12 protein-coding genes are annotated in these 15115 nt (G+C 48.0%); 3 read left to right on the top strand and 9 right to left on the bottom strand.

The features are described from left to right. Positions 1–128: 128 nt before the first annotated feature. Complete coding sequence (locus tag CWB99_RS13580; RefSeq protein ID WP_138551633.1) at positions 129–1724, top strand: hypothetical protein; 1596 nt, start codon at positions 129–131, stop codon at positions 1722–1724. Positions 1725–1768: 44 nt separating this feature from the next. On the opposite strand, the gene CWB99_RS13575 is transcribed toward CWB99_RS13580, so the two are convergent. Beyond that, the gene (locus CWB99_RS13575) at positions 1769–3589 is read right to left on the bottom strand and encodes an ATP-binding protein (protein ID WP_138551632.1); all 1821 of its coding nucleotides are present in this window, start codon (positions 3587–3589) and stop codon (positions 1769–1771) included. A gap of 124 nt (positions 3590–3713) precedes the next feature. On the opposite strand from CWB99_RS13575, the gene CWB99_RS13570 reads away from it, so the two are divergent. Further along, positions 3714–4055: a hypothetical protein gene (locus CWB99_RS13570; protein ID WP_138551631.1), complete on the top strand. Its 342-nt coding sequence runs from the start codon at positions 3714–3716 to the stop codon at positions 4053–4055. Here CWB99_RS13570 and CWB99_RS13565 read toward each other — a convergent pair. From CWB99_RS13565 to CWB99_RS13540, 6 genes are all read right to left on the bottom strand, one after another. Further along, the gene (locus CWB99_RS13565) at positions 4017–5333 is read right to left on the bottom strand and encodes a sensor histidine kinase (RefSeq protein ID WP_138551630.1); all 1317 of its coding nucleotides are present in this window, start codon (positions 5331–5333) and stop codon (positions 4017–4019) included. The two genes, CWB99_RS13570 and CWB99_RS13565, sit on opposite strands and share 39 nt — an antisense overlap. Continuing rightward, positions 5334–6677 carry a sigma-54-dependent transcriptional regulator gene (locus tag CWB99_RS13560; RefSeq protein ID WP_138551692.1) on the bottom strand — a complete coding sequence of 448 codons (1344 nt, stop codon included), beginning with the start codon at positions 6675–6677 and terminating at the stop codon, positions 5334–5336. Positions 6678–6871: 194 nt separating this feature from the next. Beyond that, on the bottom strand, positions 6872–8077 hold the full coding sequence (locus CWB99_RS13555; protein WP_138551629.1) for an ABC transporter permease: 1206 nt from the start codon (positions 8075–8077) through the stop codon (positions 6872–6874). A 12-nt stretch (positions 8078–8089) separates the two neighbouring features. Further along, on the bottom strand, positions 8090–9403 hold the full coding sequence (locus CWB99_RS13550) for an ABC transporter permease (RefSeq protein ID WP_138551628.1): 1314 nt from the start codon (positions 9401–9403) through the stop codon (positions 8090–8092). A gap of 1 nt (position 9404) precedes the next feature. Beyond that, positions 9405–10118 (bottom strand): ABC transporter ATP-binding protein, encoded by a 714-nt coding sequence (locus tag CWB99_RS13545; RefSeq protein WP_054013325.1) that lies wholly within the window; start codon positions 10116–10118, stop codon positions 9405–9407. A gap of 14 nt (positions 10119–10132) precedes the next feature. Then, positions 10133–11389 (bottom strand): efflux RND transporter periplasmic adaptor subunit, encoded by a 1257-nt coding sequence (locus CWB99_RS13540; RefSeq protein ID WP_138551627.1) that lies wholly within the window; start codon positions 11387–11389, stop codon positions 10133–10135. A gap of 432 nt (positions 11390–11821) precedes the next feature. On the opposite strand from CWB99_RS13540, the gene CWB99_RS13535 reads away from it, so the two are divergent. Continuing rightward, a complete protein-coding gene (locus CWB99_RS13535; RefSeq protein WP_138551626.1) occupies positions 11822–12292 on the top strand; it encodes a SixA phosphatase family protein in 471 nt (156 codons plus the stop codon). A 79-nt stretch (positions 12293–12371) separates the two neighbouring features. Here CWB99_RS13535 and CWB99_RS13530 read toward each other — a convergent pair whose 3' ends face one another. Then, the gene (locus CWB99_RS13530; RefSeq protein ID WP_138551625.1) at positions 12372–12743 is read right to left on the bottom strand and encodes a hypothetical protein; all 372 of its coding nucleotides are present in this window, start codon (positions 12741–12743) and stop codon (positions 12372–12374) included. Between the two features lie 814 nt (positions 12744–13557). Next, complete coding sequence (locus CWB99_RS13520) at positions 13558–14997, bottom strand: PLP-dependent aminotransferase family protein (RefSeq protein ID WP_138551623.1); 1440 nt, start codon at positions 14995–14997, stop codon at positions 13558–13560. Positions 14998–15115 lie beyond the last annotated feature (118 nt).

Here is a 15115-nt window from a genome sequence, read left to right as displayed (position 1 = left end):
TATTTCTCACCAAAAGTTTGCCACACGTCAAACAGAGTCCCGAATAGTCACAAAACCCCTCCACAAATTACCTCTTTTGAGTACACTGAGAACAACTCTTAGCGTTAACTCTTTACAAGGAAACCGCCATGAAATTTACCCTTTCAGCACTCACTTTTGGCATCATATCCGGCTTGTCGTTTTCTCATCAGGCTCTTGCTCAAAACACCGACGTTGAGGCCGTGCCTTTACCTTATGCTGACATCACTCACAATGCGCGGACGCAAAACTACGACTATTCAGATAATCAGCCCTGGAGTCAGATGCCACCTGCTGCCCTGCGTCCTGTTCAGGTGCCCCTTTTTGTGTCTATCGGTTTTGATGACAATGGTTCTAAAGAAGGAATGGACTGGATAACCGGCTATACGCGTCACTTACAAAATGCGCCAGGTAGTAATAACGCAGCCACCTTTGACGGTGCCCCTGTGCGCTTTAGCTTTTTTAACACGGCTGCATACATTCACTCTTCTGCCAATGACCCTGTGGGAATAAAACGTGCCTGGCGAAACGCCTGGCTGGATGGCCATGAAATTGGTAACCACACCTGGAGCCATCATGATGGCGGGCCAGACACAGGGAACTTTTCAGAGCAAATGTGGCAAGAAGAGATCCTGGTAACGCGCACCTGGCTGAACAAACCCTTTAATCCAAATGAGCAGGATAGCGCACCTGATGACACTGCCGGCCCTGGGATCCCTATCAGCGATATGGCGGGGTTCAGAACCCCCTATCTTAACCATAACAATGCCTTGTTTTCTGTCTTGAAAGCGAACCAATTTGTCTATGACACCAGTATCGAAGAGGGCTGGGGAGCGCAATACAACGGCACTAATAATCCGTGGCCGTACACTTTGGATAAAGGGACACCAACGAAACGGGTAGGTAAACCGGACGTAGGCCATTTCGCCGGACTCTGGCAACTGCCATCTAATGTGTTTGAAAAGCCACAAGGCGGTAAAATGGTGGCCTTTGATACCAATATGTGGGTTGGTGGTGCCATGAGCAAAGAACAGGTATTGGCAATACTTAAACACAACCTACACCTGCGCCTGCAAGGCAACCGGGCTCCATTGCTGTTTGGTGCGCATGCCGACATCTACGCCTCAGCCTATGATAGCGGCGACCGCGCGACCTTATACCGCGAGCGCCAGGAAGCCATAGAAGAGTTCATTCAGTATGCGCTGAATCTCAAGGTAAATGGTCAGCCCGTAGTACGGATAGTCCCATTTAACGACATTTTGCAGTGGATGAGAAACCCCACACCGCTGAATGATGGCAAAGTAGTGACCGTACAAAATATTGGAGCGAGCCCCACTTACAGCAATGGCACAATTTACTATAAGGGCGATCAGGTTTACCACAACGGACAATACTATGAAGCAAAATGGTACGCTGATAGTGTGCCCGGCACTCAGGAGCCGGATTATGACCCTTGGAAGCTCATTACCCGGGCTCAGGCAACGAAGGTTCAACACCTGGGGCAAGTGTCACCAGAGGGAGACACCTATGGCGATGTCCTGATTGGCTCTAATGCAGCTAAAACATTTTATTTTACCCCAGCGGTCGGCGCGCGTATCAACAAAGTGGTTATCAATGGCGTTGATGTCGGCCCGGTCAGTGAGTATACATTCCAAAATATCAGTGCAAATCAGACACTGCGTGTCGAATTTGCAAATGGCGAGTAAACGTATGAATTAAGCCGCCTGTCAGAAGGCGGCTTAGCAGCACCTCAGGCACAATTGGTAAGAATCGTGTCTGTCAGTGCCGACTGTGATATGGGCTTTGCTACCACCCCGTCAAAGCCCAACCTGATATACTGGGATATATCGCTCTCAAACACATTCGCCGTCACGGCAATCACGGGGACAACTGGCCACTGAGACCTAATCTCCTGAAAGGCCTCAACGCCTCCCATCACTGGCATTTGGATATCCATCAGCACTAATTGAATATCTGCGGTCATTTTATCAATTGCTTCCTGGCCGTTTACAGCCAGCGCCGTTTTAGCGCCCTGACTAACTAACATTTTCTGAAGGATAATCTGGTTTACTGCATTGTCTTCCACTATCAGAATGGACAAGCCTTGCAGCAAAGCGGCTTCAGATGTTTTTTGTGATTTTGAGTCAGCTTGTTCATCATGCTCCTTTACCGTCTCTTCAGGTAGTGCCAGGGGCAAGGACAGCTCTACACTTGTACCACTTCCTGGCTGGCTGGTGATATTAATTGTTCCTTGCATCGCATCTATCAGGGATTTGACAATAGCAAGACCCAGCCCAACCCCACGATAAAGCCGGGTCGCAGAGGCATCTCCCTGCTCAAAGTGCTTAAACAGCTTGCTGAGCACCTCTTCGTTGATTCCCGACCCGGTGTCACTTACCACAATGTCTAGCCACTGTGAATCTGACGCAGCAGTAAAAGAAAGAGAAATACGCCCCCGCTCTGTAAATTTAACAGCATTACTGAGGAGATTGACTAGTACCTGCTTAAGTCGTAATTCGTCGCCCAGTCTCAGCGGACTTTCGACGTTAAATGTACAATGAAATCTGAGCTTTTTTTGTTCGCATTCATGGCTAAAAATATGTTCAATGGTTTTACTCACCCTGCGCAAGTCAAACTCGCGCTTCTCAAGTTGCAACTTGCCCTTTTCCATGTGTGTAAAATCAAGAATATCGTTCACCAGAGTCGACAGCATCTCGCTGCACATGGTAGCCGTATCAATGAGCGATGCGCTTTCGTTTGACTGAGGTTCTTTTTTTAGTAGTTGCAGTGCACCGTACAAACCATTAATAGGCGTTCTAAGTTCATGAGACATATTTGCGAGTAACTGAGATTTTGCCTTGCTGGCCTGCTCCAAATCCTTAGACGTGGCGTTCAATTTGGCAATAGACTCATTGCGTGTTTTTAGTAATTCCTCCATATATTGGTCGGCCTGCTTGTTGTGGCGAAACAGATACGCGATAAAAGCAAAAAATAATACTGACAGACCAAGTAAAGATAAGATCAAAACATTGGTCTTGAACTGATTTTGCTGCACCATTTTGGTCTCGCTGAGGGCTCTGGTGTTATCAAGTGCTTTAAAAACCGTGGCCTGATACTGAGCTTTAAGTGCATAGTAGGCGTCATCCAGCAAGATGCTCTGGGCCTGCGCCAATTTTCCTGCACGCGCAAGCGCAAATGCCTTTGATTCAATTTCAATTAGTTTCGTGTTTACCTGAGCTGTCGCTGCAATTGCATCCGCTATGATAGGATCCAGAGCCTCGGCCTCCAGCAGAGTCTGATCCAACGTGTTGGCGATATTGAGGTAGCGCCTGGACCACTTGTCTTCTTGAGTGAAGGTAAACATACGCGTTGACATGGTTAGCACTTCATCGTAATAAATGATATCGCTGGTGATCTTTTTAATCGACTGTATATGTGTATTTAGCGCATTACGTTCATTTAAGCTGGAAATGACAAACGGTACCAAGGCAGCCAGTGCGATGAAAACAATGACTAACAATAGCAATAACTTAACTCTGAGTTGCTTTACCTGCCCTAGTGGATCGGCCATAATCAATTCTGAAAGTTTCCGAGACTATAATATCTTGAGTATGTGCATTTTTTTACCTAGTTCAAGCCCGCCAAGCAGATCCATACGCACTAAGGTGTGATAATAGTGATTACCAGGGGGCTTTATGAAAACTATCCCGGCCACAGTGTGCACAGTCGTGTTTGGCCTGCCGCTGTTGAGCGGATGCCTGTTTGCACCTCAGGAAGTTCAGTATTACGACCCGAAGTGCAAAATTATTCTCAAAAAAAAGACGCTCAGCAGTACACAGATACAGACTGTCAGTCAGTGTCGGGGTGAGGCATGTGCTGCGGTATTGGCCGGTGCCGGTTTTGTCAGTGCAGCCAGCCTGGTCGTATCCGGTACCATTGTAATTGCCTCCAACACCGTCTCCTGGCTGGAAACAGCTCAAGGCTGCCCGGCCCCTCGCTCAAACGGTCGTGAGCGGCAACCGGATCTCAACACTTAGTCCCCCTTGTGGACGATTTTTCAGGTGAATATCGCCATGATGTGCTTCAACGATTTCACGGCACAACGCGAGCCCAAGCCCGGAACCACTAGGTTTAGTGGAGTAAAATGGGATCAAGGCATTCGCCATGATATGCTCGCTCATTCCCAGCCCTGCATCGACCACACTCAGCAAAACGTGGTTCACCTGATAAGTCACTTCAATCTTTATTGCAGCCGGATCTCCACCCGACTCATGGGCGTTTTTAAGCAGGTTGATCAGCAGCTGCTCTAGTTGAGGGGCATCTGCGAGTAGCTGCTTGTGCGCCGGTAGTGCACCCGATTGAGTATGGTTAAATTGCCATTGAGTCTGCAGCTGTGTGAGCAGTTCAGGCAACACAACTGGCTGTAACCTGGGTGCAGGCAGTTTGGCAAACCGACCATACCCTTGCACAAATTCAGTCAAATGACGGATCCGTTCATCTATAGTCGAAAACACCCGCTCCAGCCTGGCGTCTTCGAGTTTGTTCGCGACAATTTTGCCACTGTGAAGCATAGAGGAAATCGGCCCCAGTGAGTTGTTTAGCTCGTGGCTGATAATGCGAATGACTTTTTTCCATACAGCCACTTCCTGGCGGTTCAGCTCTCGGGTCAGTTGTTTAAAAATATACAGGCGGTGGAACTGGTTATTGAGTAAAAGTTCCCCATTGGATAAATGCCAGGTCTGCTTATCTTCCCCCTCACCAGGTAGTTCAAACAGTCCATCCATTTCACCTGACAGCGCATTATACAAGGCCGGGCTGGCTTGCTGTGCCAGGCTGTCGAGCTCCATCCCTTCCAGGTTGTGCTCACATTTTAATAATGTTTTTGCGCTGTGATTTGAAAACACGACTATACCCTTGTCATCGGTCAGTAGCAGTGCCTGAGGCGCACTATGCAATACCTTATCCAGCATCAGCTCGCGCTGGTAAATCCACTGTTTCTCATCTCTGAGTTGTTGCGCCGCCTCATTATACAAACGACACAACCTGCCCAACTCATCCTCCTTCTGATAAGCGAGTAAAGTTGAGAAATCGCTGTCTTTAAAGTTGAGTAAACCACTCTCAAGCGCCTGTAGTCCTGCAAATAATTTTCTCGTCAGCATACGCAGTACAACCACACCAACACAGATTGCAGACAGAGCAACCGGTAACCCGGTTTGCCACTGTACAAAGAAAAACACTGGCAGACAGGCAGTTGCAACAGCTATAACTAGCGTCAAATGGAGCTTTTGAGCAATCGACAATCCGGGAATTTTCATTTAGTAATCAATACCGTATTTTTGCAACCTTCGATAAAGTGCCTGACGACTCATGCCAAAGTGCCGGGCTACTTTCGCTATGACACCGTGAAATTGCCGCATAGCCGCTTCAAGTTCAGCCTTATCCGGCTCTTTCCTGTCCTGAGCGGGAGTCAGTTTTACGCCAGGCTGTATGCCCGCTTGTAGACCAAAATCTTCTGCCTCAATCGTGCCAGAGGGATTCAGCACCGCGGCACGCTTACAGGCATTTTCTAATTCGCGAACATTCCCTGGCCAGTCATAACCTAGTAGTGAATTTTCTGCATTCAAGGCCAGCTCTCTGCCCGGCAGAAAGTGGGCAATCAGGGGCAAGATATCATCACTACGCGCCTGAAGCGGTGGTAAATTGAGCTCAATCACGTTGAGACGATAGTATAAATCCTGCCGAAAACGACCGCACCGAATGTCTTCCAGCAGATCCGCATTGGTGGCTGAAATAACGCGGACATTTACCCGTCTTGTTTCGACTGAACCAAGGCGCTCGAACTCCCCGGTTTGCAACACCCTCAGTAGTTTCATTTGTCCGGATAAAGGCAGGTTTCCTATCTCGTCAAGGAACAAAGTTCCGCCATGAGCAGCCTCAAAGCGTCCAATACGCTGTTTATTTGCACCCGTGTAAGCCCCCGCTTCAGCACCAAATAGCTCAGCTTCAATTAACTCCTGTGGCAGTGCCCCCGCATTGACCTTTATAAAAGGCGCATCTCTGAGCGGGGAATTTGCCTGTATGATCTCGGCAATTTTTTCTTTGCCACTGCCATTGTCTCCGGTTATCAGCACTGCAACATCCGACCTGGCAACCTGCACAGCCATGTCCACAACCCGTTGCATCGCGCCGCTGCGATAAACCAGACCTCGCAGATCCGCGCCAGCGTTCAGAGCCTCACGCTGCTGGGCAATACGCTCATGTTGTTCATTTTGTTCCTTTGCTTGTCCAAGCGCAATCAGGTTGGCAACAGAGGTGAGCAATTTCTGATCGTCCCAGGGTTTGGCCAGATAGTCCGCGGCCCCCGCTTTGACCAGCTCAATGGCCATTTCCAGCTCGGTCCAGGCGGTGATCAGGATCACCGGTAAGTGAGGATTAATGGTTCGTAATTCCTGAAACAAAGCTTTACCTTCTTCACCTGAGGTCGTATCAGCAGTAAAGTTCATGTCCTGGATCACCAGTGAAATACGCTGATAACGCACGATTTGCAGTGCTTCAAAGGGTGTTAAAGCCGTTTCAACCTGATAGTCATGGAGCTCAAGCAGTAGTGAAAGTGCATCCAGCACAGCCTGGTTGTCATCGACGACGAGAATCTTATTCATCATTATTATTGTGCTCGTGTTATGTGCGGGGCCTGTCATGCCCTTATTTTCGACCCTGTCCCTCTGAGTCTAACATATTTCCCTTTATTATCAGCCAGTCATGGCTATACAAATAGCATGGCGCCTTTTTCAAAGAAGTCCCGGCAACAAGATTGCCATTGCCGGGACCTTGGTTGGTCATAGGAAGGCCAGGTTTACACGCTGCGTGTCGCAATACTGGGAGAGATATTGGCCGCTCGTAACGCAGGCATCAGCACCGAGAGTAAACTCATTAACAGCAGCAGCCCGGCTGTCGTTGCAATAAAGTGATAGCCCAGGGCAGGCACCGAATACCAGTTCATCAGCTTTTGTCCAAGCAGAACCGCTGCAGCGCCACCCAATACCAATCCAACACTGCATATGAGTGCGTTCTCGACTACGAAATAGCGTACAATGGCAGATTTTCTGGCGCCCAGAGCGCGACGGGTGCCTATTTGTTTGGTGCGCTTACTGATATTAAAGGTAGATAATCCAAACACCCCCAGTGCGGTCACGACAACCAACACCACAATCAGCGTCATCAGCATACGCATCATCAGCACATCCTTAGCATCATAACGGGCTTTTTTCTGATCCAAGCCGGTCACATCGCTAATTACTCGCTCACGGTGGTTGGCAAGCATGAGTTCTTCAATCTGACGCATTACTTGTGCCCTAGCTTGTGGCTCAGTACGAACCAGAAACTTCTGAAAATTACCGATCCTGACCATTGGGACAAGCGCTGTTTTTGTTCCAAAGCTGCTTTTTGGCCATTGGTTTGCCATAGTGTCAACAATCCCTACGATTGTCAGAGGATCAGCCCCCCAATAGAGCGTCTCTCCCAGCCCATTACCTTGGCCAAACATGTCATCAGATAATGCGCGACTGACAATAACGACGGACGGTTGTGTATCACTTTCGTCAATCACCACAACATCCGCCGCGGTAAAATCGCGCCCTTCGGACACTTTGACACCTAACGTGCTAAGTAGATGTTCATCACCGGAAATATAGCCCATATTGACGCTCTTACTTTCTTGCGGTTCAGGTTTGAGCCGCAAACCGCCAGAACTACCACTGCCCGATAGTACAACCGAGCTCACTGCCGCCGCATCTATAACCCCATCGAGGCCTCGCAATGTTTGCTCATCTAGTTCAACTTGTTGAAGTAAGTCCAATTTCTTATCAAAATTCAGCGAATTAAATTTAAAAATCTCAGCTTCCGGGTAACCTGTGTCTTTATTCAGATAGGTCAACCTGTCCTGGATTATAGAGACGGCATTACTGACGATGGCCAGCGTAATTGCAAGCTGAAGGATCAGCAATATAGCCCCTAATTTCGACCGCATAAGCGCATTAATAGTTGGTTTTAATTCAAACATATGGCGTTCCTTCTATTGCACTTTCAAGTGTGTGGCTGGGGTGGTTCGACAAACGAGCCATGCGGGATAAAGTCCGGCCAAAATACAGGCTGAAATTGCAAGCGCAGGTGCGCTCAGTAGCATCATCCAATCCATATTGGCTAACCCGGCGTAATAATTGTAAGTCTGGCGTACCCCGAGCAAGCCAAGTTGTGAAAACAACACGCCCAAACTGCCTCCTAACAAACCCAGTACGCCAACCTCTACCAGGTGCTGATAGAATACCTGTCGCTTGCTGGCGCCCAGTGCCCTTCTGACACCCACATCGGGGGCACGACGCATAAACTTGGCCAGTAATAGTCCCAGAATATTGGCAACACACACAGCCAGGAACATAAAGCTCAACCCGACCAGTATTTTATTATCTTCACTGATAACATCGTTATAGCTCATCCAGTCATTAACATCTTGCAACGAGTACTGAAGTGATTCTCGGTTAAAGCGACCCAGCTTTTGTTGCTGTTGCATATAGGCCATCAGCATATCGCGCCAGGCCTGGCGCTGTTGTGGGGTATCCAGCTGCACCCAAAATTGGACCCAGACCATCTCGGAGTTCATTTTGTCATTAAAGTCTCGGGTTTCCTCAAACTTCCAGGCGTTAGTATTGCCCCAGGTATCCACGTCATAGGCTTTAACATGACTAAACGGCACAAACATTCGCTCTGCCTTGCCAAAACTGCCATTGTTTAAATCGTAGAATTTGATTGTGGGTCGCCATTTTTTCGTAACCCCCACTATCTCCTGGCGACGTTCGCCAAGAAAAACCGATTCGCCCACAACATCGGTCTTACCAAACAGCTGCTTAGCCAGCTCTTCATCGATCACGACAACCGGCGCGGCATCACGCTCTTGCTCTTCTGTCCAGACATTGCCATGCAAAAAGCTCAGATCAAACATGGTAAAAAAGTCACGTCCGGTTACCCGCGTATCTTCAATAAAGGGCTTGCTGGCCGCCGTATTGAGGTGCACCGAAAAGCCAGAACGCAGCATAGGAGCACGAAGATAATCTCCGGGCAAGCTGTCAAGGTTGATGGCATCCGTATAGGTCAGCTGATATGGGATATCATCTGGTGTGAGCCAGGTTTCTCCGTCATCCATCGTTTGTAGTTGTACCGAAAACAAACGTTCACTTTTGTGCGGGATAGGGTCCATAGACATCATGTGATAGACAGACAAAGTTGTCATAGTCACCCCAATGCCGATGGCAATGGCCAGAATCATCAAAAACGTCACCAAGGGTGTCTGGCGCAGACTGCGCCAGGCTAAGTCAATATAATGTATAAACATATTAGCCTCCTGCTGCTAACGGCGTTTCAGTCGAGCGACCCTGATACAAGGTGAAATCGGTAACCCTGCCGTCGACAATCTGAATGTTACGTGGCGCACGGCGTGCCAGTTCGGGATCATGGGTTACCATCACAATGGTTGCGCCTTCACGGTTTATCTGCTCCAGCAACTCCATCACCTGACGTGCCATCAGACTATCCAGGTTACCAGTGGGCTCATCCGCCAGTAAAAAGCGCGGACGCCCGGCAAGTGCTCTGGCAATAGCAACGCGCTGTTGCTGGCCCCCTGACAATTGCTGAGGTAAGTGCTTTGCCCGTCCAGCCAGACCAACCAGTTCAAGGCACTCTTCAACCCGACGTTTACGCTCTGCCGACTTAATGCCTCGATAACGTAACGGAACCTCCACATTCTCATACAAGTTTAAATCCGGAATAAGATTGAACCCCTGGAAAATAAAACCAATTTTCTGGTTTCTCAGATCGGCTCTGGCGTTGTCGTTAAGCTTGCCAATATCAACCCCATCCAGGCAGTATTGCCCGCCGCTAAAGGGTTCCAGCATACCCGCAATATTCAAAAAGGTGGTTTTACCCGAGCCGGAGGGGCCTGTAACAGCCACGAACTCTCCTTCGGCCACATGGAGGTTAAAATCCCGCAGTGCGTGAGTCTGTACCATTTCAGTCTGATAGACTTTACTGATTGCTTTCATATCTAGCATTGTTGTTATCCTTTTTATCTCAGTTGCACTAGGGGTGCATTTTCAAATTGTTCATAATTAGACACGATGATCTGATCGCCAGGAGACAAACCATCCAAAATTTCGACTTCGTTGACACTGGATGCACCGGTACGGATATCCATCCGCGTAGCAACTTCACCCTGTATTCGATAAACCACTGAACCACCGGCGTTCATAAAAGATCCGCGTCGAACCTTTACCACATTCTCTTTTTGATCCAACAGGATGCGGGCAGATAACCGCTGGTTTTGTCGAATGCCATCAATATCACTGTGTTCAAAACGTACCCTTGCTGTGACCTCCCGGTTGCTGACCTCAGGAGAAATCGCAGAGAGCTTACCATAAAGCTCACTGGCCCCGACCTTAAGCACAACTTGCATGCCCAGGCCGAGTTCATTGGCGTAACTTTCGGGCACTTGCAGCTGTGCTTCATACGCTGATAAATCAACCAGCGTCATCAGTGCCTGTTGAGCAACCACAGCAGCCTTCGTTTGCACCATCAGATTGCCAACCAGCCCACTCACAGGCGCATTAATTTCAAGCGCATTCACCTTACGTTGCAGCTCATCAACAACCAATTGCTGTCGTTCAACCAGGTTACTCGCAGCAGCCAATTCAAATGCTAAGGTATCTTTACCCAATGCCACTTCTTGCTGGGCGTGGCGATAGTTCAGCTTGGCACGGGCTAAATCGTCTACGGCTTCTTCCAGGTCTATCTGACTGATCAGATTTTTCTTGATAGAAAGTTGTGCCCGACGGTTTTCTCGCTCTGCGGCATCTAATGTCACCTTGGCCAGCTCCAGGCTGCGGTTGAGTGTCAGAGTTTCGCGCCTGACTTCAAGCTGCTCCCGGGCTAACCCATCTTGCAAACGGGCAAGCTCTGCTTGTTGCTGTTTAAGTTCATTGGTGAGCGCCGGGCTGACGACTCTTGCAATCACGTCGCCCGCATCCACTGTGTCTCCAGCCTTGACCAGCAGATCAACAAATCCAGCTTCCGGGCTGTATACCTGAGGCGCATTTGCCGCAACTATCCGGCCACTGGCAAGAATATCGCGGACAAAATCGCCGCGGGATACAGTTGCAAATTGCAGTGCATCACGTTCAAAAGAGCGACCTGTGTTGTCGGCTACGGAGATTACTTGCGCAGTAATCGCCAGCGTGCCACATATGGCAATCACACCTACTGCCTTCTTCCAGCTCAATGTCCGGGATTTAACGACCGAATCCTGCTTACTGGTGTCTTTAATCATGAGTACTCCTATCTATTGGATTCCATCTCATTCATCACTTCATAGTGTTTAATCACCACCCCGGCCAATAGCATCAGACAAGGTGAGATGACAAAGCCGCAAAACATCAACATATTGAAGTGTCCTGGTACCTGTTTGACAGAATGAATACCAGACTCATGCCAACATTTAGTCCTTTGTTTTATATGTGCTTTTTGTTTTTATGATAAGTAGAAAAGTGTCCGCGGACAGAAAAAGTGTCCGCTCACCTTGTCGTGCCGGACAGGTTGTACGCGCTTGTACAGTGCTTTTTGTTTTGTGTAACTGATAGTGGTGGCGAGCTGTTGCTTCGAGACAAGTGAGCTATCTCGATACACTCGGTATCGAGATAGCTTGAATTCCATGCCAAGTTTAGACACACTGCCGTTTTAAATCATAATGATAATAAACAAGATGAAATCAATTACTCTGATGTTGCTGACCCTGGTGTCTCTTTCTTCTTATGCATTACCTGAGCGTATTGTGCTGGTCCGTCACGCAGAAAAAATGACCGGGCCGGACCCAGAGTTAACCGAGCAAGGACACAACCGAGCGCAGCGCCTCGTCACGCTGCTTACGCCCTACAAACCAACAGGCTTATTTTCAACAAACTACAATCGTACTAAGCAAACACTGGCCCCACTGAGTAGAGCGACCTCAGTGTCTGTGGAGTTGTATGATCCAAGTGAGCTGGCTCATTTTGCCCAGCAGCTAAAAGGCTACTCGGGTACCTTGGTTGTTGCAGGCCACAGTAATACTACACCTGAGCTGGTAAAGCACCTGAGCGGACAAGCTGTCAGCATCAGTGAGAAGGAGTTTCATAAGGTCTTTATCGTAAGCTGGCAAAATGGCAAGGCGTCTGTTCTAGAGTTGGATTCAGACTAAAACAATTCCCTTTAATTTGAGTTAGCGAAGAGACTTAGCAATAACGGGCCTGCATGATGGCAGGCCCGTGAGTCGCAAGTTAATGACCCGTTTCGTATTCTGCATGTGCAGTATTGGTTCTTTCCCAAGTGCCGTCTTTATAGAGAATTAACGCAGACGCTTTATTGTTTGGCGAGTATGCACGGATCGTCACACCACAACTTGTGCCACCGCTACAGTTGGCAATACCGCTCCAACGCACTTCCTCAACCGGCTTGGTGATATTATTAATGTAGAATCGTCCACTTGTAGAGTTACCAAATGAGAAGTCTATTGCACCACAATAGGCAGTGCCATTACCCCAGCTTTGACCACCGCTTTTGGGGTAGATATCGCAGACCATTTGCGCAGAAAATGCAGAGCCAGCGAATAGTGTACCGGTTACCAGAGTCAGTGCTTTTAGTGTTTTCATCGTTATAATCCTTATCACTCTTTTCAGAGAAATTTTCAATAAAAGGCCGCATATTAATCTTGTTAAGGTTAAATATGCCGGTGTTTAGTACTTGGCTTTAAAAAGACTTTGACTGCTCACTAGTGACCAGTTTCGTATTCAGCATTTGCTGTGTTCGTCCTTTCCCACGTTCCGTCTTTATATAGGATCAGCGCAGACGCAGAATTTGTTGTGTAAGCTCTGATTGTGACACTGCAGCTGGTCCCACCTGAGCAATTCGCACCACTCCAGTGAACTTCCTGGATTGGCTTGCTAACATTTTTCAGGTAGAAACGTCCGCTCGTAGAGCGCCCGAATGAGAAGTCAAAGCCCATACAGTTGGCTGTACCGTTCCCCCAGCTAGAGCCGTTACTTTTGGGATAAACATCACATACCATCTCAGCAGAAAATGCAGATCCCGCGAAAAAAGTGCCCGCGATTAGAGCAAAAGCTTTTAAAGTAGTTTTCATCGTTATTATCCTTAAACATACAAAAATGTAAAAAAACCAACAATCAAATGATGCTATCAATGCAACATTTGTTAAATAAACTACCCAGTTAAAAAGTTCAATGTCAACACTAAAGAAACAAAAAAACACAAATAAAAAACCAAAAAGTCACAAATTATTTTTTTTATGAGGCATCTTCATTTCGCACAACAGACTGAAAAACATACCAAAAAAACCATAGGAAAAAGCTAACATACTGTAAGAAATAGCAATATTTCGCATCTCAGGATTTTGGATGTTTACTCGGCCTTAGACACCTAAAAAAGAACATTCAGGGTCAAAAATGGTTACAGAAGTGACATAATTATTGCCAACCCTTCGCGCATTTTTTCTTCACATTGTCCTGCAAAGCCAAGACGAATATGTGTGTAGTGAGATTGCGGAAAACGCCAAAAAACATTTTCTGTTTGAATGTACACGCCCTGCGCGGCGGCCTGAGCGCTAAGATCAGATACATCCCTATGCGTATTAACCCAAAAAGCCATTCCACCATCGGGTACATTAAATGTCAGATGATGCCCTGCACTCTGATAATGCGTGAGCGCATCTGCCATAGCATCGCAGCGCAAATGATAGCGCTTTGTCATGCGCCTTAAGTGACGCTCAAACTCACCGGATCCCATCCAGCCAGCCAACGCCAGTTGCAACACAATGTCATTCTTGTAGTTTATCAGCTGTTTCAGCGCACTCAGCTGAGCAAGCACATCTGCTCTGGCAACCAGATATCCCATCCGGGCACCAGCAAACATGATTTTTGAAAAAGTAGAAACATAGATCACAATACCATGCGGATCACTGGCGGCCATTGGTTGGAGCGCAGGGCAGGAATAGTGAAACTCATGGTCATAATCGTCTTCAACAATAAACACACCATGCTCAGCACACAATTGATATATTGCCATGCGCCGTGCAACAGACAGAGTAACCGTTGTGGGGTACTGATGAAGCGGTGTTAAATAAAGCAATTTAATATGAGTTTGCTGCAGGCGTTCACGCAGGCTGTCAATGCTCAGTCCCTCTTCATCCTGGGCGATACCGTAGAGCGTTGCACCACATGCCTCAAACGCTCGGTGTGCCGGTGGATAACCCAGAGATTCAACGGCAATGCCTTCTCCTGGCCTGATAAACGCTTTGGCGATTAAAAACAATGCTTCCTGAGACCCATTGCACACCAGCAAATCATCACATTCCAGAGCACGGGCGCGGCGCAGATAGCGCTGTAGCTGTTTTTTTAAAGCCGGCTCCCCGGTGCTGTGGCTATAGTGCAAGCTTGGTATATTAACGGTACGGCAGGCCTGACTGAGATGGCGACGAAACTCATCGTAGGGGAAATCGGACAGGTCCGCCAGTCCACCAGCAAAGCTATATTGATAACTGACAGCTCCCTTAATGTCAGGTTCCGGCAAGGTCAGAGATAACGCAAAGTCTGGCTCGATATGCATGCTATGCTGAGCGGGCAGAGCAACATGCTGACTGGACTCAATTGGCAGTGCCTGATTGACCCGATACCCCCGCCTTTGCTCTGAACATAACCACCCCTGAGCAACCAAATTCTGTAAAGCGGTCATCACTGTATGACGATTTATACCATATAGCTGAGCGAGTTTTCTGGCTGATGGCAGAGGATCATCCGGTTGCAACTGGCCCTGCCTGATGGCTACCCTGATCTGCTCAGCCAATTGTAAATGCTTGGGTCTATCCTGAGCCAACGGCTGTCCGGTCAACATAGTCATACTCCCCACCAGGTATGAGAAATCCCATCTGGTCTAATCAAAAATAAAATTCTGGTTGTTTATAACCTACCAGAAAACACTACTCTGATCACATATAGTTAGCAGTGAATAT

The organism is Pseudoalteromonas rubra (assembly GCF_005887095.1).
GTDB classification, from domain to species: Bacteria; Pseudomonadota; Gammaproteobacteria; order Enterobacterales; family Alteromonadaceae; genus Pseudoalteromonas; species Pseudoalteromonas rubra_E.
The sequence above is the reverse complement of the archived record's forward strand: the minus strand, read 5'-3'. Positions and strand labels throughout refer to the sequence as shown.